General features: G+C 65.3%; 24 protein-coding genes. 15 read left to right on the top strand and 9 right to left on the bottom strand.

Translation table 11 applies throughout. The features are described from left to right. Nucleotides 1-2 precede the first annotated feature (2 nt). The 7 genes from mtgA to mpl form a co-directional block, all read right to left on the bottom strand. On the bottom strand, nucleotides 3-707 hold the full coding sequence (mtgA, locus tag R2N03_RS00500; protein WP_316653823.1) for a monofunctional biosynthetic peptidoglycan transglycosylase: 705 nt from the start codon (nucleotides 705-707) through the stop codon (nucleotides 3-5). Between the two features lie 18 nt (nucleotides 708-725). Beyond that, complete coding sequence (gene aroE / locus R2N03_RS00495) at nucleotides 726-1,643, bottom strand: shikimate dehydrogenase (protein ID WP_316653822.1); 918 nt, start codon at nucleotides 1,641-1,643, stop codon at nucleotides 726-728. Beyond that, nucleotides 1,640-2,554: an energy transducer TonB family protein gene (locus tag R2N03_RS00490; protein WP_316653820.1), complete on the bottom strand. Its 915-nt coding sequence runs from the start codon at nucleotides 2,552-2,554 to the stop codon at nucleotides 1,640-1,642. The genes aroE and R2N03_RS00490 overlap by 4 nt, the downstream gene beginning before the upstream one ends. A 51-nt stretch (nucleotides 2,555-2,605) precedes the next feature. Then, nucleotides 2,606-4,708, bottom strand: coding sequence for a ribonuclease catalytic domain-containing protein (locus R2N03_RS00485; protein ID WP_316653818.1), 2,103 nt, complete (start codon nucleotides 4,706-4,708; stop codon nucleotides 2,606-2,608). A gap of 131 nt (nucleotides 4,709-4,839) precedes the next feature. Then, nucleotides 4,840-5,418 carry a chorismate--pyruvate lyase family protein gene (locus R2N03_RS00480; protein WP_316653816.1) on the bottom strand — a complete coding sequence of 193 codons (579 nt, stop codon included), beginning with the start codon at nucleotides 5,416-5,418 and terminating at the stop codon, nucleotides 4,840-4,842. Then, nucleotides 5,415-6,041 carry a YqiA/YcfP family alpha/beta fold hydrolase gene (locus tag R2N03_RS00475; RefSeq protein ID WP_316653814.1) on the bottom strand — a complete coding sequence of 209 codons (627 nt, stop codon included), beginning with the start codon at nucleotides 6,039-6,041 and terminating at the stop codon, nucleotides 5,415-5,417. Before R2N03_RS00475 ends, R2N03_RS00480 begins: the two co-directional genes overlap by 4 nt. Nucleotides 6,042-6,048: 7 nt before the next feature. Continuing rightward, a complete protein-coding gene (gene mpl, locus R2N03_RS00470; RefSeq protein ID WP_316653812.1) occupies nucleotides 6,049-7,434 on the bottom strand; it encodes a UDP-N-acetylmuramate:L-alanyl-gamma-D-glutamyl-meso-diaminopimelate ligase in 1,386 nt (461 codons plus the stop codon). 79 nt (nucleotides 7,435-7,513) lie between these two features. Between mpl and R2N03_RS00465 the strand changes: the two genes are divergently transcribed. From R2N03_RS00465 to R2N03_RS00420, 10 genes are all read left to right on the top strand, one after another. Further along, entirely contained in the window at nucleotides 7,514-8,188 is a 675-nt protein-coding gene (locus R2N03_RS00465) for a UDP-N-acetylmuramate--alanine ligase (protein ID WP_316653810.1), read from the top strand. A gap of 63 nt (nucleotides 8,189-8,251) precedes the next feature. Beyond that, a complete protein-coding gene (locus R2N03_RS00460) occupies nucleotides 8,252-8,776 on the top strand; it encodes a TlpA family protein disulfide reductase (RefSeq protein WP_316653808.1) in 525 nt (174 codons plus the stop codon). Between the two features lie 182 nt (nucleotides 8,777-8,958). Continuing rightward, on the top strand, nucleotides 8,959-9,426 hold the full coding sequence (gene aroQ / locus R2N03_RS00455; RefSeq protein WP_316653806.1) for a type II 3-dehydroquinate dehydratase: 468 nt from the start codon (nucleotides 8,959-8,961) through the stop codon (nucleotides 9,424-9,426). A 142-nt stretch (nucleotides 9,427-9,568) separates the two neighbouring features. After that, nucleotides 9,569-10,036 (top strand): acetyl-CoA carboxylase biotin carboxyl carrier protein, encoded by a 468-nt coding sequence (accB, locus tag R2N03_RS00450; RefSeq protein WP_316653803.1) that lies wholly within the window; start codon nucleotides 9,569-9,571, stop codon nucleotides 10,034-10,036. Nucleotides 10,037-10,168: 132 nt separating this feature from the next. Then, on the top strand, nucleotides 10,169-11,536 hold the full coding sequence (gene accC, locus R2N03_RS00445; RefSeq protein ID WP_232041037.1) for an acetyl-CoA carboxylase biotin carboxylase subunit: 1,368 nt from the start codon (nucleotides 10,169-10,171) through the stop codon (nucleotides 11,534-11,536). Then, nucleotides 11,533-12,429 (top strand): 50S ribosomal protein L11 methyltransferase, encoded by an 897-nt coding sequence (gene prmA, locus R2N03_RS00440; protein ID WP_316653798.1) that lies wholly within the window; start codon nucleotides 11,533-11,535, stop codon nucleotides 12,427-12,429. The genes accC and prmA overlap by 4 nt, the downstream gene beginning before the upstream one ends. 95 nt (nucleotides 12,430-12,524) lie before the next feature. Next, entirely contained in the window at nucleotides 12,525-13,979 is a 1,455-nt protein-coding gene (locus tag R2N03_RS00435; protein ID WP_316653796.1) for a DUF3426 domain-containing protein, read from the top strand. A gap of 37 nt (nucleotides 13,980-14,016) precedes the next feature. Next, nucleotides 14,017-14,517: a thiol peroxidase gene (gene tpx / locus R2N03_RS00430; protein WP_316653794.1), complete on the top strand. Its 501-nt coding sequence runs from the start codon at nucleotides 14,017-14,019 to the stop codon at nucleotides 14,515-14,517. A gap of 97 nt (nucleotides 14,518-14,614) precedes the next feature. Further along, nucleotides 14,615-15,550: a carbohydrate kinase family protein gene (locus R2N03_RS00425; protein ID WP_316653791.1), complete on the top strand. Its 936-nt coding sequence runs from the start codon at nucleotides 14,615-14,617 to the stop codon at nucleotides 15,548-15,550. Nucleotides 15,551-15,559: 9 nt separating this feature from the next. Next, nucleotides 15,560-16,027: an outer membrane lipoprotein gene (locus tag R2N03_RS00420; RefSeq protein WP_316653789.1), complete on the top strand. Its 468-nt coding sequence runs from the start codon at nucleotides 15,560-15,562 to the stop codon at nucleotides 16,025-16,027. A 236-nt stretch (nucleotides 16,028-16,263) separates the two neighbouring features. Here R2N03_RS00420 and R2N03_RS00415 read toward each other — a convergent pair whose 3' ends face one another. After that, a complete protein-coding gene (locus tag R2N03_RS00415; protein WP_316653786.1) occupies nucleotides 16,264-16,851 on the bottom strand; it encodes a histone H1-like DNA-binding protein in 588 nt (195 codons plus the stop codon). A gap of 29 nt (nucleotides 16,852-16,880) precedes the next feature. Further along, nucleotides 16,881-17,324: a hypothetical protein gene (locus tag R2N03_RS00410; RefSeq protein ID WP_316653784.1), complete on the bottom strand. Its 444-nt coding sequence runs from the start codon at nucleotides 17,322-17,324 to the stop codon at nucleotides 16,881-16,883. Nucleotides 17,325-18,587: 1,263 nt separating this feature from the next. Here R2N03_RS00410 and R2N03_RS00405 point away from each other — a divergent pair. From R2N03_RS00405 to R2N03_RS00385, 5 genes are all read left to right on the top strand, one after another. Further along, the gene (locus R2N03_RS00405; protein WP_316653782.1) at nucleotides 18,588-19,364 is read left to right on the top strand and encodes a collagen-like triple helix repeat-containing protein; all 777 of its coding nucleotides are present in this window, start codon (nucleotides 18,588-18,590) and stop codon (nucleotides 19,362-19,364) included. 130 nt (nucleotides 19,365-19,494) lie between these two features. After that, complete coding sequence (locus R2N03_RS00400) at nucleotides 19,495-20,589, top strand: collagen-like triple helix repeat-containing protein (protein ID WP_316653780.1); 1,095 nt, start codon at nucleotides 19,495-19,497, stop codon at nucleotides 20,587-20,589. 63 nt (nucleotides 20,590-20,652) lie between these two features. Then, nucleotides 20,653-21,105: a DUF2147 domain-containing protein gene (locus R2N03_RS00395; RefSeq protein WP_316653778.1), complete on the top strand. Its 453-nt coding sequence runs from the start codon at nucleotides 20,653-20,655 to the stop codon at nucleotides 21,103-21,105. 201 nt (nucleotides 21,106-21,306) lie between these two features. Further along, a complete protein-coding gene (locus R2N03_RS00390) occupies nucleotides 21,307-22,854 on the top strand; it encodes a methyl-accepting chemotaxis protein (RefSeq protein ID WP_316653776.1) in 1,548 nt (515 codons plus the stop codon). A 107-nt stretch (nucleotides 22,855-22,961) separates the two neighbouring features. Continuing rightward, nucleotides 22,962-24,314 carry a peroxidase gene (locus R2N03_RS00385; protein ID WP_316653774.1) on the top strand — a complete coding sequence of 451 codons (1,353 nt, stop codon included), beginning with the start codon at nucleotides 22,962-22,964 and terminating at the stop codon, nucleotides 24,312-24,314. Nucleotides 24,315-24,316 lie beyond the last annotated feature (2 nt).

Here is a 24,316-nt window from a genome sequence, read left to right as displayed (position 1 = left end):
CATCAATCCGGCAGCGTAGCCGACCCCATCCGGTTGGCAATGATGGTGGCCTTGCGCGTGAAGTTCACGTGCACGTTCGCGCAATAACTCTTCTTGTCGAAGCACTTGGGCGCGGGCAGCGCCGCCGCCAGGCGTGCCGCCTGCCCGACCGTCAATTGCGAGGCCGGGCGCTTGAAGTAATGCTGCGCGGCGGCTTCGGCGCCGAACACGCCCTCGCCCCACTCAACAGAATTCAGATAGATCTCGAGAATGCGCTCCTTGTCGAGCCAGAACTCGAGCATCCACGTGATGACCAGTTCCTCGCCCTTGCGCAGGTAGTGGCGCTCGCCTGACAGGAACAGGTTCTTGGCGAGCTGCTGCGTGATGGTCGAGCCGCCCGCGACCACATGGCCACGCCGCTTGTTCTTCTCCCACGCATCCAGCATGGCGTCGACCTCCCAGCCGCTGTGCGAGACGAAATCGGCGTCTTCGCTGGCAATGACCGCGCGCTTGAGGTTGCGCGAGATCTGGTCGTAGTTGACCCAGCGATGGTCGATCCTGCACGTGAAGACATTGGCACCGCACAGGCGCATGCGTTCGGCGCGCATGAACGTGGTGGACGACGGGTCGAATACCTGCCAGCTCGCGATGGTGACGAAGAAGTACAGGTTGAGCGCGACCACGCCCGCGACGAAACAGCCGATCACATAGCCGAACCAACGCATCATCGCGGGACGCTCTCCGGTTCAGCGAGGCGCGCGCGCAGCGACCGCCGCTTCGCCCTGCAGCCCTTCCCGCATGGCATGCAGCACGGGGCCGGTATCCGGGCGCACGCCGCGCCAGACGAAGAACGATTCCGCCGCCTGCTCCACCAGCATGCCCAGGCCGTCCCATGCGCGCGCGCCATGACGCTTGGCGAATTGCATGAACAGCGTCGGCTGCGCGCCGTACATCATGTCGTAGGCCAATGCGTTGGGGCCGAATACGGTCGCCGGCACGGGCGGCACCTGCGCCTGCAGGCTACTGGCCGTGGCGTTGATGATGACGTCGAAGACGTCGTCGACGGCGAGTTCATCGTAACCGCCGCCGACGAGTTCCACTTCGTGCAGCTTGGCGGACACCTCGAAGCGCTGCACCAGCGAAACCGCGCGATCCGCCGTGCGGTTGGCGATGAACACGCGCGCCGGCTTGTGCTCGAGCAACGGAAGCAGCACGCCGCGCGCCGCGCCCCCGGCCCCGAGCAGCAGCACACGCTCGCCGACGAGCGCATTGCCGATGTTGTGGGTGATGTCGCGCATCAGCCCGACACCGTCGGTGTTGTCGCCAAAAATCTCGTCGCCGTCGAACTTGAACGTATTCACCGCGCCCGCCGATTCCGCACGCAGCGACAGCGAGGTCGACATCGCATAGGCATCGAGCTTGAACGGTACCGTCACGTTGAGCCCGCGCCCGCCCTCGCGCACGAAGTTCAGGACGGTCTCTTCAAAGGCGATCAGTTCGGCATAGATGCGGTCGTAGCGGATGTGCTGACCGGTCTGCTGGGCAAACGCGGCATGGATGGCGGGCGACTTGCTGTGCGAGATCGGGTTGCCGATCACGCCGTACCGATCCGTCGGGGGCGCGCTTGCAGCGGCAAGGATGGCTTCTTGAAACGACGAGGTCATCGGGTCTGCAGGTGAGTTTCCAGGCCGGCGCGGGTGAACTTGAAGGTCGCGACGACATCCTGGATATCAACGCGCTTGCGCATTTCGGCGGGGAAAGCGCCGAACGGCGCGGACGAACGCACGATGGCGACAGCCTGGCGGTCCAGCGCCGGATTGCCGGAACTCTTGGCAATCTCGATGCCTTCGATCTTGTAACCGTCCTGGTTGTAACCGAGTCGGCCGTCGCGGTTGATGCTGATCACGACGATCAGCTCGCCGTACAGCGGGCGGCCATTCTGGCTGGGGAAGTTGGCGGTGCCGCGCACTTCGATCTTGCGGCGCACGGCGTCATAGTAGCGGGCGTAGTCGACCTGGCGTGCGCTGGCGGCGGTCAGCACGTTGCGGCGCGGGCGCTTGGCGTAGTTCTCGAGATTGCGATCGATTTCGGCCTGCAGGCGGGCGATCTCGTCCTGCGTGGTGCGGTCATCGGTGCCGTTGGTGGGGGACGGCTGCGGGCGCTCGCCAGGTTTGACCTGGCGGTCGTTGACCAGCGGGGCACGATCCTTTGACTGCGTGAGCAGCCGGCGCTGCTCCTGTTCCAGGAACTCCAGCCGACGCTGCGTCAGCTTGATGGCATCGCCGGTCTGCTCGTTCGTGTCGGCCGGGAGGGGCGTGGTGGCGCGCTGGCGGTCATACTCGCCGCCGCCGTTCAGGTTGACCTGCGCCACGGCAGTCGCCTTCGCGGGCGCCGTGGAGGACTTGGCATTGACGAGCACCACGTCCAGCCCCGGATCGTCACGCTTGATGTCGAACGCCTCGGGCGCCACCACACGCACGAACAGCAGCAGAACGTGCAGAGCCAGCGACACCACCAGCGCCTTGGTGAGCGTGCTGTTGCCGGACCAGTCCGGTCGGTTTGCGAGGGCGGCCATGGGGCGAATTCCTGGGGTGTCGCGCGATGAAAAGTCAGACTGCGATTGTAGTTAGGCGGCGCCTGGCGTTCCACCGCTCTCGCCATCCTGCTGCGGCGGCGCCACAGGGGCGGCCGTTTCGGCGCGGGCTTCTTCCTCATCGGCCGCGGGGCGGGGCTCGGTTGGCTCATCGCCCTCGGCCTGCGCTTCGGCTTGCGCCAGTTCTTCTTCGATCGCCTCGGCTTCGGCTGCCGTGCCGGCGGCGGGCGCCAGGATCTCCAGCACGCGGCACGAGACTTCCAGGCTGATCTCGTCCGTGTCGAGAATGTCGAGTACCACGTGCGTGCCGCGGGCGGCCTGCGCCAGTTCCGGCACCTTGGTCACCAGCGGAATGTCGGCGAAGCGCACCGCGCCGTCCTTGAGCACCACGGCCTGCATGCGCGCTCGGTTTTCCTGCTTGAGCCAGCGCAGGCACCAGTAGCGCTCCATGGTCGACTGGTGATCGGCATAGGCGGCATAGGTGGCTTCGAAATCGGCCACGGCAGCGAGCAGGTCGGCGTCCTTGGGCTTGAACGGCGCGACCAGCTTGGCTGTAACCCCATGCTGGGCAACGGCGGCGATCTGCCACTGATTGACAAGGTCGACATAGCGGCGCAGCGGCGACGTGCTCCACGCGTATTGCGCCACACCCAGGCCTTCGTGCGGCGCGGGATAGGTCTGCATGCGCGTGCGGTGCATGCCCCAGGCCTTCTGCGTGCGATAGATGCCGGGCACGCCGGCGTCCGCCAGCATGCGGCCCCACGTGCTGTTGGCCAGGATCATCAGTTCGGCGACGATCTTGTCGAGCGGCGAACCGCGCTTGCGCTGTTCGATGCGGACGCGCTCACCGCCGCCCTCGGCCTCGGGAATCGGGTCGATGTAGAACGAGTAGTCGCCCTTCTGCGCGCCTTCCGGTTTGAGGCCGCTGGCCACGCGAGCCTGCTGGCGCGCGTCATACAGCGCACAGGCAAACGGCCACAGCACCGCAAGCTCGGCCTTGAAAGGGTAATCGCCGGAGCCCTCGGCCAGCGCCTCGGCGGTGATGACGTCGTCGAGCAGGTTGTGGCGCAGGTTGGCTGCCACCGTCACGGATTCACAGCGCGTCTCGCTGGCGGTGACCGTCCAGGTGGCGCGGTCCACCGTCGCGTACAGCGACAGCGCGGGACACGCACGCCCCTCCTGCAGCGTGTAGCGATCCACGACCGACTCCGGCAGCATCGTGATCTTGTCGCCGGGGAAATACACGGTCGACAACCGCTGGCGCGCAATCGCGTCCAACGCATCGCCGCGCTGAATGCCAAAACCGGGCGCCGCGATATGGATCCCGATGCGCACCGTCGCATCGTCGATGGGTGTGACAGAAATCGCGTCGTCGATCTCGGTGGTCGTCACATCGTCGATTGAGAACGCGCGCACGTCGGCGGCCGGCAACTCCAGCACAGGCTGAGGCACCGCCACCTCCGGAAAGCCGGTGCCCTTCGGGAAGCACTCCGACAGGAACCGCGCCTCGTGCAGCGCGCGCGCAGAGGCAATGCCGCCCACCGCCACCATCAGCCGCATCGGCGACAAACCCATCGCCGTACAGGCCGCGTCGAGCGCCTTGCATTCGAGGCTGTTCTTGTCAGGCTTGAACAGGAGCTGCAGTGCCTTGCCGCGGAAGGCTTCGGGCAGGCGCATGCCCTTGAGTTCGGCCTCGTACTCGGCCTGCAGGGCCGCTTGCTGCTTCTTGCGCTCCAGGCCGGCGAGCGCCGCCTTCAGTTGATCCTCAGGCGCCCGCTGATAGCGGCCACGGCCCTTGCGGCGAAAGTAGATCGGCGAACCGTGCAGCGCCATGGCCAGCGCCGCCTGCTGCGTGGCGTTTGCGCCCGCACCGAAGTATTCGCCCGCCAGGTCGCTAAAGCCGAATTCCTCGGCTGGCGCGCACTCCCAGAGAAAGTCCAGGTCGATGTCCGCCGACAGCGCCTGCGCCGCTTGCGACAGTTCGCTGGCCGACGGCTGGGCGAACTGCAGCAGCACGTCGCGCGACTTGACCTTGGTACGCTTGGCGCTCGGCAATTCGACCTGGTACGCCTCGCCCTGTTGAGACAAGACTGTGCCCGTGCGGATTTCGCCGCCTTCTTCAAACAGCAACTGCATGGATTCTTCTGGATTGCGACGCGACCGCCGCTTTGGATGGGATGAATTGACCGCGCGCAGCCACACGCGCGGCAACAAAAAAGTGGGGCGATGATACCGCACTGGCCGGCCGATCGGCCCGCCAAATGCGCCTACCGCGGCGGACTGAAACCCGCCAGCGCCGGCAGGAAAACCTCCGTCACCAGCATCGCACTGGCCCCGCGACGGAACACGGATCGGCGCGCGGGCAGACGCTCCGTTCGCGTGACGGGTGCATCGCCCATCGCCCGATGCGCCCGACGCGCCAGCGGGTGCCGCGCATCCAGCAACGCGAACTCAAAGTCGCCACGCTCGACACGCGGGTCCGCAAACAGGGAGTGCCCCAGCGGCTGCGTCCCGAGCGCCTTCAGAAACGGCCAGTCCAGCGCCACGCTGCGGGGGTGCACTACCGTGTGGGCATACACCACGGGGACATCGTCGCAAACCAGCAGCACTTCACGCACCAGCGTTTCCGCCAGCCCCACCATGCCGAGACAGCGCCATTCGTCGCGCAGCGGCATGCTCCGCGACTGGCCCAGTAGCTGCACACGAAAAGCCGACGAGGCCGCCCGCAACCGCGCCGTAAGCGAATCCGCGCCGATCGCCCAGCGCGCCCAGTGCCGATCGTAGATGACGGCGGGCGGCAACGCGCCCCGCCACCGGCTGCGCGGGTAGGACGGGTGCGCGATCATGTTGCGGCGTCAAACGGATGTGCGAGGAGCAGATCGGCGGAGATACCGCAGAAGACGAGCACTTCGTCGATGTACTGGGCAAAATCGCTGATGCCGTGGTCACCGCCATCAATCACGCGGGTGTTGGCACCCGGAAAGTGGGCAAGCATTTCCCGGTAATCGAGCACCTCGTCGTCAGTCGCGGCAAGCAGGTAATAACGCCCGGGCTGCGTGGTGACGGGTACGGCCAGGGCGCGCAGTTCGTCCAGGTGGTGCGGCTCGACGCGAATCGTGCCGCCGCCATGCCACAGGGGCTGCTCGCCGACGTACTTGGCCAGATCCCGTTCGGGGTGCGTGGCAGGATTGAGCAATGCCGCACGCAAGCCATGGCGCTCCGCGAGCCATGTGGCGTAATAGCCACCCAACGACGATCCAATCAACACGGGTGGCGCGCCACACCGCCCGCGCAGATCAGCGAGCAGCGTCTCGACCTCGTTCATCGCCTCCCGTGGTGAAACGGGAAGCATTGGGCAGACGTAGTGATCCTGCAGCCCAATGGAGGCCATCCGCCGACCCAACAATTGCGCCTTGAACGAGCGCGGCGACGATCGAAATCCGTGCAGATAGACGATAGATGCCGGCATCGCGCAATCAGTTGGCCCGGCCGGCCGGCCGGGCCAGCGCGTCAAGCAACTTCTGGTGCACGCCGCCAAAACCGCCATTGCTCATCACCAGGACGTGGTCGCCGGGGCGAGCAGTTGAAGTCACGGCGGCTACCAGCTCGGTCAGGTCCGAGAACGCCGTGGCACGCTCACCCAGGGGCGCCAGCGCGCCAGCAAGATCCCAGCCCAGCGCATCCCGCCCCGCGGCGGCGCCATAGGCAAAGACACGGTCGGCGCCCGACAGGCTATCGGGAAGCTGCTGCTTCATCACACCCAGCTTCATGGTGTTCGAGCGCGGCTCCAGCACGGCGAGGATGCGCGCGTCGCCAACGCGACGGCGCAAGCCTTCAATCGTGGTGCGGATAGCGGTCGGGTGGTGCGCGAAATCGTCGTAGACAGTGACCCCGTTGACCGTCCCGCGTACTTCCATGCGGCGTTTCACATTCTCGAAACGGGCCAGGCTTTCAATGGCCTGCGCCGGCGGCACGCCGACGTGGCGCGCGGCGGCAATGGCCGCCAGCGCGTTCATGCGATTGTGGTCACCCTGTAGTGCCCACCGCACCCGGCCCTGCGCCTGGCCGTCGAAAAGCACGTCGAAGCTGTCGTCATCGCCCAGATTGGCAATCTCCCAGCCTTTGCCATTTTCTGCGCCGAAAAGCTCGACTTCCGACCAGCATCCGCGCTCAAGTACGCGCTTGAGGCTCGCTTCGCGCCCATTGACAAGCAGCCGCCCCTGGCGAGGTATGGTGCGCACCAGATGATGAAATTGAGTCTCGATAGCTGCAAGATCCGGGAAGATGTCCGCGTGATCGAATTCGAGATTGTTCAGGATGGCTGTTCGGGGGTGATAGTGCACAAACTTGCTGCGCTTATCGAAAAAGGCCGTGTCGTATTCATCGGCCTCGATGACGAAGAAATCCGATTCCGTCAGCCGGGCCGACAAGCCGAAGTTGCGCGGCACCCCGCCAACCAAAAAGCCAGGGTTGTAGCCTGCATCCTGAAGGATCCAGGCAAGCATCGAGGTGGTCGTGGTCTTGCCATGCGTCCCCGCCACGGCCAGCACCCATTTCTGCCGCAGCACGTTGTCGCCCAGCCATTGCGGGCCCGAAACATAGGGCAGATTACGATCCAGGATCGCTTCCATGAGCGGGTTGCCGCGCGAGACCACGTTGCCGATCACATACAGGTCGGCGCCGATGGACAGTTGCTCCGGGTCGAAGCCCTCAATCAGTTCGATACCCTGCGCCTCGAGCTGGGTACTCATCGGCGGGTAGACGTTGGCGTCGCAACCAGTGACGCGGTGGCCGGCCTGACGGGCGATCAGCGCAATGCCGCCCATGAAGGTGCCGCAGATGCCGAGGATGTGGATATGCATGGGGAGCCATCTCAACTACGTTGCGCGGCATTGTACCCGCCGCGCCAGGCCCGCTCGCCCGCTCCAGTAAAATAGCACCATGTCCAAACGCTCCAACCTCGATCCCGCCCGCGTGCGGGAGGAAATCGCCGCCGTCGCTGCCCGCATGATCGCGGAGGACGGCGCCGATTACGCCACCGCCAAGCGCAAGGCTGCGCGCCAGGTACTCGGCACCGAATCGCGTGCCGCGGGCGAGTGGCTGCCGGACAATGAGCAGGTCGAAACCGAAGTCCGTGAATATCAGGCGCTCTTCCAGGCGGAATCCCAGCCCCGCGTCCTGGCGCTGTTGCGACGCATTGCGCTGGTCCTGATGGAAGGGCTCGCGCCCTTCAACCCGTACCTGGCTGGCGCGGTTTTCAACGGCACGGCCAGCGAGCACTCAGACATCCACCTGCAGGTGTTCTGCGACAGCCCCAAGGACGTGGCGATCTTCCTGCTCAATGCCGGCGTGGATTTTGATACGACAGAGAGCACCCACTTCGCCGGCCGCGACCAGGTGGAAACGCTCAGTTTCCTGTGGCGCGGACAGTGGCCCGCCGGCGCGGAGTCTCGTGAACTGGCTCGCACGCTGCGCACGGAAACCGGTACACCGGTCGGCGTCCACATTGCCCTGTATGACCTGAACGATGTGCGCGGTGCCCGGCGCGCCGACGCCACTGGCAAAGCCCAGCGCGGGGATGCGGTCGCAGTGCGCGCCCTCCTTTCGCAGGGCTGACCCGCCGACAGGAGTACAATCCGGCACGCCTCGCCTCTGTATATATATAGAGACCAATCGACCATGTCCCGCCGCACCGCTCTGATCGCCCTTCTGGTCGCTGGCATTGTTGCCGCGGCGCTGGGCATATACACCGGGCATCGCGCCACCGCACCGAAAGCGCCGACGAACGATGCCGTTACGGCGTTTTACGACAGCAAGCTGCAGGATGCCAATGGCGCGCCCCTTGATCTGGCCCGTTTTCGAGGCCACCCGGTCGTGATCAACTTCTGGGCGCCGTGGTGCGGACCTTGCGTGGAAGAGATGCCCGAATTGTCGGCGCTGGCGCAGGAACAGCAGGCCAAGGTCAGGTTTGTGGGCATCGGCATCGATACCGCCGCCAATATCAAGACCTTCCTGAACAAGGTACCTGTCGCGTATCCGGTGGCTGTCGCCGGCTTCGGAGGCACCGAATTGGGGCGCCAGTTTGGCAACGATGCCGGAGGCCTGCCCTTTACCGTGATCGTCAACGCACAAGGGCAGATCACTTTCCGGAAGATGGGTCGAGTACACGCAACAGAACTGATTGAAGCCTTGCAACGCACGTGAAGACGCAAAAACGTCATACGTGCGCTATGTGCTTTTAAATTCCCTTGTTCTGCACGCAAGAAGCGGATGGCTCGCTCCATATCGGTGAAAACACCGATTTGTCGATAGTTTTTCAGCAAAAACTAGACATACCATTCTAACTTGCGGTAAATTGCGCTCAACTTCGCTCAACCGGTCAAATCGTGGCTGAAAAACCGATCGCTAAAGCGCCTCGCAGCGTGCTCGTGTTGCACGGGCCCAACCTGAATCTCCTTGGAACGCGCGAGCCGGAAGTCTATGGTGCGACCACGCTCGCCGACATCAACGCCGCCCTGGTCGAACGCGCCACGGCGCGCGGCGTGACGTTGGCGCACTTCCAGTCGAACCATGAAGGCGCACTGGTTGACCGCATCCATGCCGCCAAGAGCGAAGGCGTCGAATTCATCATCATCAACCCGGCCGCCTACACGCACACGAGCGTGGCGCTGCGCGACGCACTGGCCGGTGTGGTGATCCCGTATATCGAAGTGCATCTGTCCAACGTGCATCGTCGTGAGCCGTTCCGCCACCATTCGTACCTGGCGGACCAGGCGGTGGGCGTGATTTGCGGACTGGGCTGGCGCGGCTATCTGGCGGCGCTGGACTTCGCCATCGACCAACACGGCGGCTGATCAGCCGTCTTCTTCCTTTTATTTCAACCACTTAACCAACGCAACGACGCCAGCGCCTGGAGCGCCATTGACCGATGCGCGGCCGAAGAGCCATTCGCGTGCATCCACCGCCCCAGATCGCCGACGCTGCAGGAGAACGTTCATGGATTTGCGCAAGCTGAAAACGCTGATCGACCTGGTGGCCGAATCGGGCATTTCGGAACTCGAAGTGACCGAAGGCGAAGGCAAGGTCCGCATCGTCAAGTCGGCGCCGCAAGTGATGGCCCCGATGCAATATGCCCCGATGCAGATGCAGGCCGCGCCGGCCATGGGGGCACCCGCTGCAGCGGCTCCGGCCGCCGTCGGCGCCGAAGCTGCCGCGCCGGCCCTGCCGGCCGGCCACATCGTGACGTCGCCGATGGTCGGCACGTTCTACCGTTCGCCGTCGCCGGGCGCCGCCGAGTTCGTCAAGGTGGGCGACACGGTCAAGGAAGGCCAGACGCTCTGCATCATCGAAGCCATGAAGCTGCTCAACGAGATCGAAGCGGACAAGGCGGGCGTGATCAAGGAAATCCTGATCGAGAACGGCCAGGCTGTGGAATACGGCCAGCCGCTGTTCGTGATCGGCTGATCTTCCGGCATCCGACCCTCATCGTGCGGCGCGCAGCGTGCCGCATCCGAGCGCGAGCCGGCGCACAAGGGCTGCCACTGAGCGCGGCCCAGCCACTGCGCCCTCGCCTCTCCTTTTTGTAGCGAGAACACGATGTTCGACAAGATCCTGATCGCGAATCGCGGCGAGATCGCTCTTCGCATCCAGCGCGCCTGCCGCGAACTCGGCATCAAGACCGTGGTGGTCTATTCCGAGGCGGACAAGGAAGCCAAATACGTCAAGCTGGCCGACGAAGCCGTGTGTATCGGCCCGGCACCGTCGCCGCTGTCGTACCTGAACATGCCGGCCATCATCTCGGCCGCCGAGGTGACCGACGCACAGGCCATCCACCCTGGCTACGGCTTCCTGTCGGAAAACGCCGACTTTGCCGAGCGCGTGGAGCAATCCGGCTTCACCTTCATCGGCCCGACACCCGAATCGATCCGCCTGATGGGCGACAAGGTCTCGGCCAAGCAAGCGATGATCAAGTCCGGCGTGCCGTGCGTGCCGGGCTCGGAAGGCGCCCTGTCCGAAGACCCGAAAGAAATTCTGGCAACGGCCAAGAAGGTTGGCTATCCGGTGATCATCAAGGCGGCTGGCGGCGGTGGTGGCCGTGGCATGCGTGTGGTCCACACCGAGGCTGCGCTGATCAACGCCGTCAACATGACGCGCGAAGAAGCCGGCCGTGCCTTCGGCAACCCCGAAGTCTATATGGAGAAGTTCCTGGAGCATCCGCGCCACGTGGAGATCCAGATCCTGGCCGACCAGCACCGCAACGCCATCTGGCTGGGTGAGCGCGACTGCTCCATGCAGCGCCGCCACCAGAAGGTGATCGAAGAAGCGCCTGCGCCGCACATTCCGCGCCGCCTGATCGAGCGTATTGGTGACCGCTGCGCCGAAGCCTGCAAGAAGATCGGCTACCGCGGCGCCGGCACGTTCGAGTTCCTGTACGAGAACGGCGAGTTCTACTTCATCGAAATGAACACGCGCGTGCAGGTCGAACATCCGGTCACGGAAATGATCACGGGCGTCGACATCGTGCAGGAGCAGATCCGCGTGGCGGCCGGCGAAAAGCTGCGCTTCCGCCAGAAGGACATCGTGCTCAAGGGCCACGCCATCGAGTGCCGCATCAACGCGGAAGATCCGTTCAAGTTCACGCCGTCGCCGGGCCGCATCACGTCGTGGCACGTGCCGGGTGGCCCGGGCGTCCGCGTGGATTCGCACGCCTACAACGGCTACTTCGTGCCGCCCAATTACGACTCGATGATCGGCAAGCTCATTACGTACGGTGCAACGCGTGAGCAGGCCATCGCCCGCATGCGCATCGCCCTATCGGAAATGGTGGTGGAAGGCATCCAGACCAACGTGCCGCTGCACCGCGACCTGATGCTCGACGCGAACTTCGTGGAAGGCGGCACCGACATCCACTATCTGGAGCACCGTCTGGCGCAACAGGAAGTGGCCAAGGGTGGCGGCAAGTGACGTACCGCGAATGCGTGCTCGAAGTGGCGCGTGACGACGCCGAAGCGTTGTCCGAAGCGCTGTTTGATCTCGGCGCGCTGTCGGTCTCGGTGGAAGACGCCGATGCCGACACGCCCGAAGAGCAACCACTCTTTGGCGAGCCCGGCCACGAGCCGACACGCCTTGCGTGGAACCGCTCGCGCGTGGTTGCGCTGCTCGCTGACGATGCCGACCCGGCATTGCTGGTGGCAGCCGCGGCCAACGAAATCGGGCTGTCACCGCTGCCTGCGTACACCGTGCGCGAAGTCGAAGAGCAGGACTGGGTGCGCGTCACGCAATCGCAGTTCGAGCCCATTCATATTGGTGAGCACATCTGGGTCGTGCCGTCCTGGCACGATGCGCCGGAGCCCGATGCCGTGGTGCTAGAGCTCGACCCGGGCCTCGCCTTCGGCACCGGCAGCCACCCGACCACGCGCCTGTGCATGGAATGGCTGGAGCAGCACGTGCAACCCGGCGAACGCACGCTCGACTACGGCTGCGGCTCGGGCATCCTGGCCATCGTCGCCAAGAAGCTCGGCGCCGGTGAAACCGTCGGTGTCGATATCGATCCGAACGCCGTGGAAGCCTCGCGCTACAACGCCGAGCGCAACCACGTCGAAGCCACCTTCGCCCTGCCCGACGATGCACCGGAAGGCACGTTCGATCTGGTCGTCGCCAACATCCTGTCGAACCCGCTCAAGCTGATGGCAGCCATGTTGTGCGCACGCGTGCGACCCGGCGGCCGGCTGATCCTGTCTGGTGTACTGGAGCGTCAGGCCGAAGACGTGGCAGCCGCATACGCCTCCGCCATTCCGCTCACGGTGTGGCGCGCGCGTGACGGCTGGGTCTGCCTGCACGGCGTCAAACCGGTCTGAGCACGCACGATGGATCGCCAGCGTCACCGCAAAGGTCGACGCTGGCGTGACTGTCTGCAATACTCGCGCGGTCGGCTTTTTTCTCTTCCTCCCGCATGGCAACCGCGCCACGTCTCGCCGCCCGCTGTCCCAATTGCCACACCGCATTTCGCGTCGTCGCTGATCAACTGCGCCTGCGCGGCGGACTCGTTCGCTGCGGACGCTGCAACCACGTCTTCGATGGGCGTACGCATCTGATCGAGCTCGGAGCCGTGCCGGCTCCGGCAGAAGCGGCGCGTGCCCCAGCCCCGACGACGCCAACACGCCCGCCTGCACCGCTGGAGCCGCCCGCCGCGTCGGCACCGGCCAGGGCGGTCGGGGTTCCCGTTGCGCCAGCCGAAGCCCAGGCAGTACCACAGGCTGCCGAAGACGATCACGGCTTCGGCATGACGCTGATCTGGGAAGAAGACATCGCCGAAGGCAGTGTCGCCGAAGTCCATCTCGGTGAAGTGGAAGGCGCAACGCCCGTTCCCGAAACGGAGCCGACTGCACCTGACACGCGCCCGCTGCTTGACGAAGCGCCAGCCCAATCCGCCAGCCCGCTTCCCGCAGGCGCGCCGGTTGCGCCTGCGACCCCTCAGCCGTCGGCAGCGCCGGCTGACCCCTTCCACGGGCTCCCGCCGATCCGCGATCTCGAAGACGACGAAGACGCCTTCGCAGCGGCCTTGCCCAGACAGCCGTCGGCAGACTTGCCGGCCGAACCTGCCAGTGCGCCCGCACCTGCGGCAATACCCTCGCCACCCACGCCGGCTGCCTCGCCGAAGGCGTTGGACGAGCGGCATGACTCGTTCTGGATGCGCCACAAGTCCGATCCCCACACGCTGTTCGCGCCCGTGCCCCGCCGCCACGGCAGCCACGCACGCAAGACCCACGAAGGGCGCGACGATCGTGCAGGTCCGGCACCGCAGCGCACGCTGACCGGGGCACCGCGCCAACGGAAGACGCGCGGCCCGAACCACGGTGTCTCTGCGGCGACGCTGGATTTCCTGCGCGCTGCACAGGCGCGTGAACAGGCCCGCAAATCAACGGGCCGCCGAGCCTTGGCGCGCATCGCGATCGGTTTGCTGGCCATGACGGCGATCGCGCAGGGACTCTTCCTCGGCCGCGCCGAAATCGCCCGACGGCTCCCTTCGACGCGCCCACTCTGGGAAGCGGTATGCCAGCCGCTGCATTGCAGGATCGCACCACCTCGTGACCTCGAGGCATTGCAGATCGAATCGTCGCAACTGCAGCGCCAGGAAGGCGATGCGTCCGACCAGTATGTGCTGACCGCCACGCTGCGCAACCGGACGGGCGGCCCTGTCGCGCTGCCGGCCATCGAGCTCGTGACGACCGACTTGCAGGATCAGCTTCTCGCGCGCCGCGCCCTGTTGCCTGCCGACTACCTGAACCCCGCCGACCGGGCATATGGCACATCAGGCCTGCCCGCCCGCGCCGAATTGCCGATTCGGGTACGATTCGAATCCCAGCGCCCGACGGCTAACTACCGGGTCCTGATTTTCTACCCCTGATTCACCCCAACACGTATCAACGAAGGAGCAGCACACCATGGCAAACGTGACCCTTGGCGGCAACCCGATCGAAGTCGGCGGCCAATTCCCGACCGTCGGCGCGAAGGCCCCGGCATTCACGCTGGTCGGCAAGGACCTGAAGGACGTTTCGCTGGCTGATTTCGCCGGCAAGCGCAAGGTCCTGAATATCGTGCCGAGCCTGGACACGCCGGTGTGCGCCACCTCCACGCGCAAGTTCAACGAAGCGGCATCGAAGCTGGACAACACGGTCGTGTTCTCCATCTCCGCCGACCTGCCGTTCGCCGCTGGCCGCTTCTGCACCACCGAAGGCATCGAAAACGTGGTGCCGCTGTCGACCTTCCGTGACAAGGGTTTCAAACAAGCCTACGGTGTCGACATCACGTCGGGGCCGCTGGCCGGCGTGACGGCGCGCGCGGTCGTCGTACTGGATGGCAGCGACAACGTCCTGTACTCGCAGCTCGTGCCCGAGATCAAGGAAGAGCCGAACTACGACGCCGCCCTGGCCGCGCTGAAGTAAGCTCACCAACATTCTGCCGAGACCGATCCCCCGGTCTCGCATGCATCACACGGCCGTCCACTTGGGCGGCCGCGTTTCCATTTGGAGCCTTTTCAATATGGCCAGCGTGATCTGCGGCTCGGTCGCCTACGACACCATCATGACGTTCGACGGACACTTCCGCGAACACATCTTGCCGGACAAGATCCACATCCTGAATGTGTCCTTTCTGGTACCAAGCATGCGCCGGGAGTTTGGCGGCTGCGCAGGCAACATCGCCTTCACGCTGAAGCTGCTCGGCGGCGAGCCGATCGTCATGGCTACGGTTGGTCAGGATGCTGGTCCGTATCTCGCGTACCTGAAGAACCTCGGCATCTCCACGCAGCACATCAAGGAGATTCCGGACACGTTCACCGCCCAGGCGATGATCACCACCGACCGCGACAACAATCAGATCACGGCCTTCCATCCGGGCGCGATGAGTGAGTCGAGTCTCAATTCGGTCAAGGATGCCCTGCCGGCCCGGGTCGGTCTGGTCGGCCCCGACAGCCGCGACGGCATGCTCCACCATGCCACGCAGTTTGCCGAAGCCGGCGTGCCGTTCATCTTCGACCTCGGTCAGGCGATGCCGCTGTTCGACGGCGCCGACCTGCGCCGCTTCGTTGAACTCGCCACCTACGTGGTGGTCAATGACTACGAAGCGCAGGTCATGCTGTCACGCACGGGCTACAGTGCGGCAGAACTGGCGCAGCGCGTCGAGGCGTTCATCGTCACACGCGGGGAAGAGGGGGCGGAGATCCACGCCGGCGGCAAGCTGTACACGATTCCGGCGGTGCCGGCCGAACGCGTGGTGGACCCGACCGGTTGCGGCGACGCTTTCCGTGGCGGTCTGCTCTACGGCATCGAGAACGGTCTGGATTGGGAAACCACCGGCCGGCTCGCCAGCCTGATGGGCTCCCTCAAGATCACCTGCCAGGGCCCGCAGAACCACGGCATGCCCATCGACGAGATTGCACGGCGCTTCGAAACCGCTTTCGGATACCGGTATCAATAAGGAACGAACATGAAACCCATCTATCGCATTGGTGCCGCGACCCTGCTCGTCGCCGCGCTGGGCCTGCAAGGCTGCGCCATGGGCACCAACTCCAACAGCGCTTATACGTCGGGCCAAGCGCAGCGTGAGCAGACCGTGCGCTTCGGCACGGTCGACTCCGTGCGCAACGTCGTGATCGATCGCGAACAGACCGGCGTGGGTACCATCGCGGGCGGGGCAATCGGCGGCATCGGCTCGGCGGCGGCTATCGGGCGGGGCAACGGTTCGGTGGCCGCCGGTGTGCTCGGCGCCATCCTGGGCGGCGTCGCGGGCAGCGCGCTCGAAGGCCAGGTGAACAAGCGCCCCGGCCTGGAAATCACCGTCAAGCTCGACAACGGCGAATATCGCGCCATCACGCAAGACGCCGACGAGGCGTTCCGCCCGGGCGAGCGCGTGCGCCTGCTGTCTTCCGGCGGCGTGACGCGCGTGACGCACTGATCGACGCGACGTACGCCCCTCGGCGGGCTACGAGACCAGCCGCATCGGCATTGCGCCGGTGCGGTTTTTTTATGCCTCGATGAATCGCGCAGCCAAGAAAAAGCCCGCCGGGGCGTGAGCCGATCGGCGGGCGGTGCAAGACACCAGGTCTTGCGGACCGGATACGCAGTATCCGATCAGGTGGGCGCGACACGCGCGCCGCTTGGGTCCCGGAGGATCACCGTCGTAGGAATGACTTACGGACGGTTGCCGGTCGGGAACGGCCATGCCGCAGCCGGGTTCAGCGCGGTCTTGGCAGCGGGTGCAGCAGCAGGTGCAACGGCCGGAGCAGCAGCGGGCTTGGCGACAGCCTTCTTGGCCGGGGCCTTCTTCGCAGCAGGCTTGGCAGCAGCCTTCTTGGCAGCCGGGGCCTTCTTGGCCGGAGCCTTCTTCGCAGCAGGCTTGGCAGCAGCCTTCTTGGCGGCCGGAGCCTTCTTGGCAGCAGCCTTCTTGGCCGGGGCCTTCTTCGCTGCAACCTTCTTCACTGCAGCCTTCTTGGCCGGGGCCTTCTTCGCTGCAACCTTCTTCACTGCAGCTTTCTTGGCCGGAGCCTTCTTCGCTGCAACCTTCTTCACTGCGGCCTTCTTGGCGGGAGCCTTCTTGGCAGCAGCCTTCTTGGCGGCCGGAGCCTTCTTGGCAGCAGCCTTCTTAGCGGCCGGAGCCTTCTTGGCGGCCGGAGCTGCCTTCTTTGCAGCAGCCTTCTTGGCGGCCGGAGCAGCCTTCTTCGCAGCGGCCTTCTTGGCCGGGGCCTTGGCGGCCGGTTTCTTCTTAGCAGCAGTTGCCATGGGAAACTCCTTCAAGATTGGGTATCGAACTATCGAGATTGAGCAACCCGACCGGCCCGATCCCACGACGCGACTTCATCGCCAGACCAACCGAGCGAGCGATTCATCGGCGCGCCACCAGACAGCAGTCGCACGCTAATGAATTCGGTAGGAAGACTCGCAACGAGCGCGGCGAACACACGCAGCAAGTTGCGAACCTCGGCTGCGTACACGCACACAGCTTCGGCCAGCCGGACAGACGGCATCCGGTGAGTCTTCATCAACTGAGAGAACCGGGGCATCGTGGCCACACCGGTCGAAATCTGATCTTGCGCGAATCGCTGCGTGGGTTGCAAAGCCGCTTGCAGCGGCGCTTTGCAGACAGCGAGAAACTGGAGAGCGCGCGTTTTCTTTTGGGGGTAGTACGCCCATCCCGAAGGCGGGATCGCAGAGACGGCACCGAGTTCAAACAGCCCTGTCGGCGTGGCGTGCATCAAAGTGGTTACGCTCCTCGACTACTCTTCTTCACTACCGCATCTTGAACTTCATCGACGTTGATCGAGTAAAGCTGTCTTGCATCGAACTCAACGTCTTGTCAAGGCGAATCATAATTCGTTTGCGCAGTGATGTTAAGAGATTTATGCAAAAAGCGCGGCGAGTTTTGGTGAAGGATTGCGCTGCCTCTGTGCGTCGACACGATCTGAATCGCGCATGCGTGGCAGACGACCTCGCAAGCGCGCATTTTCTTGCGTCGTGACCTCACGTCGACGCGTTGTTTCACGCTGACACACACCCCCCGCAAAGCCAATGTTCATGCCGGTTTACGGCGGCTTGCAATGCCACGCGCTGACGCATCGTGCAGACGTGCGCGATCGATGCGCGTATTCGGCATCGTCGCGCGCAACCACACGCGACCAACGCCATGCATGTCGAAAAAAACGATGCGTGGATACGACAACGTGCGCGGATTTCTGACGCGCGCTCACGCATTCGATGCGCGCTGCGCGCACGCGGCGACGAGACAAACGCATCGCAGCGCATCGCAGACACGCTGCGCATGCGCCTGTCGCTCATGCGCGATGCATGGTGTGCGAAGCGGATGCGATCGCGGTGACCCACATGCATACGCATACCGCAAATCGCGTGCCGCAGGTCACGCTGTGTTGTCGAATCGCTGACGCGGATCGATGCATACGACGGTGCGAGCGTTCGTCGCGATGAGGATGCGCAACGCTGCGGCCTTCTGCGTTGCGCGTTTCGATGCCGGCGCTGCCGAGCAGGCTGTGCAAGGGGCGTTGTCGTGAAGCTGTGTGGAAGCCATGGCGCCGCACCGAACGCGGGAAAACCCTGCTCGATCACGGTCGAGATCCGCACGCGACGGCGTTTGAAACGACGCGGTTTTGCGACGATAGAAGGATTGCTCTATGCCACTCGGACGACCTGTTTTGTTGCAATCCAAAAACCTCACGTGCGGCTTGATATCTGGCTTTACGCGACTCCAATCCGGTGAAATGCTGCAACCGCACGGGCTCATGTCAGGTTGGCGCTGATTGCCATGCCATTCGGTTTCACTCCACGATCCTTCCACCACGTCAGCGCGGCATCGACTGCGCGGCGTGGCACGGACCTGCGCGTGGTTCGTGACAAGACAGGGAGGTCTTCGCCAACCCGTTGGTGCGGCGATGGCCCACCCGACGAACAAAGAGCGCAAGACAGCAGGGGTCCAACACAAGCGTTCTGAGCAGTGGAGGCACAAGATGCGCGATATAGCGTTCTTGGCGAAATCGAATCCGCCAACGTGCGGAATCCTGGCGCAGTGCGTGCTGGCGACAGCATCGCTGGCCGCGCTGGCTGGCTGCGCGAATTCAGGCAGCGGCGACATGGGTGCGTCGCTGGGCGGCGGCAGCGATTCACAAGCCAAACCGGCGATCACGGCATCGGGTTCGCCGACGTGGTCGAGCAACAACGGCGATGCGTCGACGGGCAGCACCGGCGCAACCGGCAATACGCCCGTCGCCACGCTAAGCGGCCCGGTCGAGCAAGTGGCCACGACCACCGTCACGGCCATCGTGCCGCTGACTTCCACGCTGACCTCCACGACGCAGACGCTGGCAACGGCGACGGGTCTGGGCACGCCGGTGGGCAGCACACTGACGACGCTCGGCGGCACGCTTGGCAGCGAGGGCAGCACGATTACGTCAGCGGGCGGCGGCAATGCACTGGTGTCGACGGTCGGCAATACGCTGACCTCGCTGGGTTCGCTCACCAGCGGACTGTCGACACTCGTCACGCCCACGGCACAGCCGGGTGCGGCGAGTACGGCGGGTGGCGCATTGTCCGGCGCCCTGGGCGGCGCGCTGGCGCCGGTCACCTCGGCCGTGAGCGCCTTGACGGCGGGGATCCCCGGCGCCGGCACGCTAGGCAGCGTCACGGGTGCGAATACGGCGCTCGGCGGGCTCGGCAGCATGGGCTCTGCCGTCAGCGGGCTGGTCGGCGGGGTGCTGTCGGGTGTGACATCTGCTGCCCCCCGCTGAGCCCTGGAGAACTTTCTTTGCATTCGACGGCAAACGCAGGCGGATGCTACCCGCTGGACGCCAGATGCGCGTTCTTCTGACACCCAGCGGTTTTTACGCGGTACGGGCCGCGCTTACAAGGAGACACACCATGAAGACTCAAACCCCGCTCCAAGCTTCTTCCGCTTCTTTGTCGTCCCGCACCCTGCTCGCCGCGGCCGCACTTGCCGTGCTCGCGCTGGCCGGCTGTGCATCGGGCGGCAATCCAAACGGTTCCACACCGACTTCGACCACCAACAGCGACCCTGGCGCAGTGCCGGTCGGCAACGTCGCCAGCAACGGCGGCAACGTCGTGACGCAGAGCGGCAAGACGGTCAGTGACCTTGGCACGACGATCGGCACGGCCTCGGTGCCCATCGTGGGCGGCACCGCCGCGCAGAAGGACCTGGGTGCGACCGTCACGTCTGCGGGCAATACCGTGCAGGTGCTGGGCAACGGCATCGGTAACGGGCTTGGCAAGACCGGCTCGACGCCCGATCCGGTGGGCACCACGGTGCAGAGTTCGGGTGACGTCGTGCGCTCCACCGGCGTAACCGTCGGCAATGCCGGGCAGACGATCACCGACGTTGGCGCCCCGGGCAGTCCGCTGGCGCCGCTCAATCCGGTGACAGCACCGGCGGGTAGTGGCGTGTCTGCGCTCGGCCAGGTGCTGCAAGGCGCGGGCGGACTCATCACCATTGGCACGTCGAGCGGGCCGGTTCAGCAAGTCACGCAACAGACGAGCAATGCAATCGTGCCGCTGGCCTCGCAGGTCGCGAAGGGCACGCAACAGGTCGGCGCGGCGACCATGCTCGGCGGCCCGCTCGCCGGCGCCCTCAACACGGCAGGCGGAGGTCTGCAGACGGCAGGTGCGCAGGCCGGCGCTGCCGGCGGCAACCCGGTCGCGGCCGATGCTGGCGGCGTGGTCGGCGCTGTGGGCGCAACGGTAGCCAGTGCCGGCGGCCTGGTGAACGGCGGTAGCGGCGGCTCGACCAACCCCCTTGCGCCGGTCACTGGCGCGCTGGGCGGCGGACTCGGTGGCGGCAGCAATCCGCTGGCACCCGTAACAAGCGCGCTGAGCGGCGCTGCCGGTAGCGGCAACCCGCTCGCGCCCATCACGAATGCGCTCGGCGGTGTCACGAACACCGCCGCTGGCTCGGGCAGCAATCCGCTGTCCCCCCTGACCGGTGCGCTCGGCACCCACTGATCCGCGAGATACGCACCGGTCTGCCCTTACCCCATTTTTGTACCCTAACAAGGAGACTCCACAATGAAACAGACCCCCCACACCCTCGCGCGCCTGGCTGGCGCATTGGCCTTCGCACTGGCGGCCGGCGGCGCGTTCGCGCAGGCCACCCCCGCTGGCACCTGGAAGACGATCGACGACAACACCGGCAAGCAAAAGGGCGAAGTCACGATCGTCGACAACGACGGCGTGTTCTCGGGCAAGGTCACCAAAATCCTGGTGCCCGGCGATGAGAACAAGACCTGCTCCAAGTGCACGGACGATCGCAAGGACCAGCCGATCCAGGGCCTGACCATCCTGAAGGACCTGAAGAAGACCGGCGACAACGAGTGGTCGGGCGGCAACATCCTCGATCCCGAGAACGGCAAGGTCTACAGCGCCAAGATGTCGCTCGAGGATGGCGGCAAGAAGCTCGACGTGCGCGGCTTCCTGGGCATCAGCCTGCTGGGCCGCACGCAGACCTGGGTCCGCGAATGATCGCCAAGCGATAACGGGTCAACCCACGCGCGGCGGCGCCCCCTTTTCGGGCGCCGTCTCTTCGGGCGCCGGTGTATGCCGGCGCCTTCTTTTTTGGGAAATTCCGGGACCCGGTGCACGCGGTCCTCCACTCAAGAAAGGACACCTGGCGCCGTTACTTCGTGAGGAAGACACATCAACGGCAGGTGGAGAGAACACGACATGGGACAGTGGACCCTCAAAGCAAAGCTGCGCCTGGCTCTGGCCCTGATGTGGCTTGGCCTCGTCGGCGTCGGCATCTGGAGCGCGATGGAGACCCGCACCACCATGCTCGACGAGCGCAAGGCAGGTCTGCAGAACCTCGTGGATGCTGCCGAGGGCGTCGCCAAGCTGTATCACGCCAAGGCGCAATCCGGCGCCATGAGCGAAGCCGACGCAAAGAAGGCCGCCCTGACGACGCTCGCCTCGATGCGCTACGGCACTACCGGTTACCTGTTCGTGGTCGATTCACAGCTCACCTTGCTGATGCACCCCACACTTCCCGACATGGTGGGCAAAAGCACGGCCGGCTTCAAAGACCCGACCGGCAAGCCCGTGTATCCGACCATCGTCAACGCGGCCAAAGACAAGGGTTTCGGCTTTGCCGAGTACCAGGGCCGCCTGCCTGGCAGCGACACGGCACTGCCCAAGATCGGGTATGTGAAACGTTTTGCTCCGTGGGACTGGAATCTGTCGAGCGCGCTCTTCCTGCAGGAAGTGGACGCTACGTACCGGCATTCGCTCATCGCGAACCTGATCGTCATCCTGCTGGTGGGTGGCGTGGTGACGGTGGCCATGTCACTCATCATTCGAAACGTGCAGCGAGGGCTTGGCGGCGAACCGAGCTATGCCGCCGAGGTGGCTCGCCGCATCGCCGCGGGCGATCTCGCCATGCATGTGGAAACCTCCGCCGGCGACCGTGACAGCATGCTGGTGGCCATGGCGCAGATGCAGCAGCACCTGACCGGAACCATTGGCCACATCAAGACGTCCGCCGATTCAATTGCCAGTGCGACCAAGCAGATCGCGGCGGGCAATGCCGACCTGTCGCAGCGCACGGAGCAGCAGGCCAGCTCGCTGGAAGAAACCGCTTCCAGCATGGAAGAGCTGACCAGCATCGTGAAGCAGAACGCGGACAACGCCCGCCAGGCGAGCCAGTTGGCGGGCAATGCGTCGGACATCGCCGTCAAAGGCGGCGAGGTGGTCGGCCGCGTGGTGGAAACCATGGCCGGCATCAACGCCAGCAGCAAGAAGATCGCCGACATCATCGGCGTGATCGAGGGCATCGCGTTCCAGACCAACATCCTGGCGCTGAATGCGGCGGTGGAAGCCGCGCGCGCGGGCGAACAGGGCCGGGGCTTTGCGGTGGTGGCGGGTGAAGTGCGCAGCCTGGCGCAGCACTCGGCCACGGCGGCCAAGGAGATCAAGGAACTCATCAGCGATTCGGTTGGCCGCGTTGAGAACGGTTCGACCTTGGTGGCGGAAGCCGGCAGCGTGATCGACGAGGTGGTCGTCGCCGTCAAGCGCGTGACGGACATCATGGGGGAGATCAGCTCGGCGTCCGACGAGCAAAGCTCGGGCATCGAGCAAGTCAACCAGGCCGTCACGCAGATGGATGAGGTGACGCAGCAGAACGCGGCGCTGGTCGAGCAGGCGACGGCTGCGGCGCTGTCACTGGAAGAGCAGGCGCAGACGCTGCGCGACGCGGTGGCGTCGTTCCGTACCGCCTGATCGCGCACCGCCTGCCCAACCAGGGGAGGGGCGCCGGTGCATTTTCGGGTATGCCGCATGGTGCTATGCTGCGCGCCAGAGGAATCGATACAACGACTGGAACAACCATGCCCGAGCGCAACCGGCCGCCATACAGGGGCCTTTCTGGCGCGATTGCCGGGTCGACCAACAGCGCCCAGGCCGGAGCAGGAGACGTCCCCGGCGGCGCCCGCGAGCCGATGTCCGGCGCCCGCCCCGCTGCGGTGGCTGCCCACACCCAGGCGGCCGCGCAAGACCTGGCCAGCGACACAGCGCTATGGCGCTTCGCCCTGGCCGCCGAACACGGCGGCCGCGCTCCGCATCCCGACGCCGCCCTGCGCGACGACCTGTCCATCCTGCGCATCCTGCGCGGCTCCGACGGCCTGCGTTTGCTACGACAAGGCTTGCGCGGCGCGTTTCCGGGTTCGGCACTGCGCCTGACCACCTTCTGGCCCGACGAACAACCGCACGCCTACCCTGCCCGGGCAGAAGCACGCCCGGCCGAGTTCGGCGACATGCTCGTGCTGCTGCGCCTGCGCGGTGCCGTGCCGACCCTCGATTGCCGCGCGCTGTTCATCACCGCCCGCCGGATCGACCAGCCCGACGATGCCCTCGACAAGCACCACACGCTGCCGCAGATCAGCCTCTACGAGGGTTGGCCCGACTTCAATGTCTATGCGCGCTCGCCAATCAAGTCACGCAATGCCGTGTTCCTCGGCAAGTTCGAGCTGTCGGCGGATCTCGATCCCCTGCGCCGCATCGGTCGCGATCAGCGCCAATGGCGCTACCTGACGCCCTGCTCCGGTCTGCAGCAGTACGCGCAGTGGCCCGGTGCGCGGCCACCGTCGCCGCTGCAATGGCGCTGGCCGTCAGGCCCGCAGGCAGGCGGGGCGCGCCCCCACTCGGGCTCGTTCACGGGCTTGCTGCGCCAACTCGCGCGGCCGGAAGGTCCGGGTGAAGACTGCTCTGCCGGCACCGACGTGCCCACCTGGGGACGACTCATCAACCGGCTGCTCGACCATAGCTGGGAAGTCGCACCGAGCCATGCGCTCAAGAGCGGCAACATCGCGCCGCCGGCGTTCTGGACCCGGCTGCGCGGTTTCCTGACGGCGGAATACCTGCTTGGCACGCACTCGCTGCAGAAGGGGTTCGGTGCATCGTTGCAATTCGAGATGGCCAACGGCCTGCAGGACATCGCGCGCGACGACTGGACGGCGACCACCGGCTTCGACCCGGAAGACCTCGACGTGCCAGGTGTGCGCAGCACGCTGCAGCGCATTGCCGCATCGAAACTGGCGGTATTCGGGATGAGCGCCGAAGACCCGGCACCGCTTGCCGCCCCGCGTCCGCAACGCGGCGTAACCCCACGGCCCGACGGTGAGCGCGAGGGCCTGCGCGTGTTGCTGATCGACGTCATCCGCCCCAGCGCTGCTGCCCTGTAGGG

Origin of the sequence: Ralstonia condita (assembly GCF_958405655.1) — a bacterium.
Classification (GTDB): Bacteria; Pseudomonadota; Gammaproteobacteria; order Burkholderiales; family Burkholderiaceae; genus Ralstonia; species Ralstonia condita.
This window is presented reverse-complemented; position numbering and strand designations above follow the sequence as displayed.

What these genes read in the sequence shown, in the direction of transcription:
- R2N03_RS00490 (WP_316653820.1), bottom strand. Translation starts at nt 2,554, where the DNA reads ATGGCCGCCCTCGCAAACCGACCGGACTGGTCCGGCAACAGCACGCTC.
- R2N03_RS00435 (WP_316653796.1), top strand. Translation starts at nt 12,525, where the DNA reads ATGGCAACCGCGCCACGTCTCGCCGCCCGCTGTCCCAATTGCCACACC.
- R2N03_RS00385 (WP_316653774.1), top strand. Translation starts at nt 22,962, where the DNA reads ATGCCCGAGCGCAACCGGCCGCCATACAGGGGCCTTTCTGGCGCGATT.
- tpx (WP_316653794.1), top strand. Translation starts at nt 14,017, where the DNA reads ATGGCAAACGTGACCCTTGGCGGCAACCCGATCGAAGTCGGCGGCCAA.
- R2N03_RS00390 (WP_316653776.1), top strand. Translation starts at nt 21,307, where the DNA reads ATGGGACAGTGGACCCTCAAAGCAAAGCTGCGCCTGGCTCTGGCCCTG.
- R2N03_RS00460 (WP_316653808.1), top strand. Translation starts at nt 8,252, where the DNA reads ATGTCCCGCCGCACCGCTCTGATCGCCCTTCTGGTCGCTGGCATTGTT.
- R2N03_RS00400 (WP_316653780.1), top strand. Translation starts at nt 19,495, where the DNA reads ATGAAGACTCAAACCCCGCTCCAAGCTTCTTCCGCTTCTTTGTCGTCC.
- accB (WP_316653803.1), top strand. Translation starts at nt 9,569, where the DNA reads ATGGATTTGCGCAAGCTGAAAACGCTGATCGACCTGGTGGCCGAATCG.
- R2N03_RS00420 (WP_316653789.1), top strand. Translation starts at nt 15,560, where the DNA reads ATGAAACCCATCTATCGCATTGGTGCCGCGACCCTGCTCGTCGCCGCG.
- R2N03_RS00395 (WP_316653778.1), top strand. Translation starts at nt 20,653, where the DNA reads ATGAAACAGACCCCCCACACCCTCGCGCGCCTGGCTGGCGCATTGGCC.
- aroE (WP_316653822.1), bottom strand. Translation starts at nt 1,643, where the DNA reads ATGACCTCGTCGTTTCAAGAAGCCATCCTTGCCGCTGCAAGCGCGCCC.
- accC (WP_232041037.1), top strand. Translation starts at nt 10,169, where the DNA reads ATGTTCGACAAGATCCTGATCGCGAATCGCGGCGAGATCGCTCTTCGC.
- R2N03_RS00405 (WP_316653782.1), top strand. Translation starts at nt 18,588, where the DNA reads ATGCGCGATATAGCGTTCTTGGCGAAATCGAATCCGCCAACGTGCGGA.
- mtgA (WP_316653823.1), bottom strand. Translation starts at nt 707, where the DNA reads ATGATGCGTTGGTTCGGCTATGTGATCGGCTGTTTCGTCGCGGGCGTG.
- R2N03_RS00465 (WP_316653810.1), top strand. Translation starts at nt 7,514, where the DNA reads ATGTCCAAACGCTCCAACCTCGATCCCGCCCGCGTGCGGGAGGAAATC.
- R2N03_RS00410 (WP_316653784.1), bottom strand. Translation starts at nt 17,324, where the DNA reads ATGCACGCCACGCCGACAGGGCTGTTTGAACTCGGTGCCGTCTCTGCG.
- R2N03_RS00415 (WP_316653786.1), bottom strand. Translation starts at nt 16,851, where the DNA reads ATGGCAACTGCTGCTAAGAAGAAACCGGCCGCCAAGGCCCCGGCCAAG.
- R2N03_RS00485 (WP_316653818.1), bottom strand. Translation starts at nt 4,708, where the DNA reads ATGCAGTTGCTGTTTGAAGAAGGCGGCGAAATCCGCACGGGCACAGTC.
- mpl (WP_316653812.1), bottom strand. Translation starts at nt 7,434, where the DNA reads ATGCATATCCACATCCTCGGCATCTGCGGCACCTTCATGGGCGGCATT.
- R2N03_RS00475 (WP_316653814.1), bottom strand. Translation starts at nt 6,041, where the DNA reads ATGCCGGCATCTATCGTCTATCTGCACGGATTTCGATCGTCGCCGCGC.
- R2N03_RS00480 (WP_316653816.1), bottom strand. Translation starts at nt 5,418, where the DNA reads ATGATCGCGCACCCGTCCTACCCGCGCAGCCGGTGGCGGGGCGCGTTG.
- R2N03_RS00425 (WP_316653791.1), top strand. Translation starts at nt 14,615, where the DNA reads ATGGCCAGCGTGATCTGCGGCTCGGTCGCCTACGACACCATCATGACG.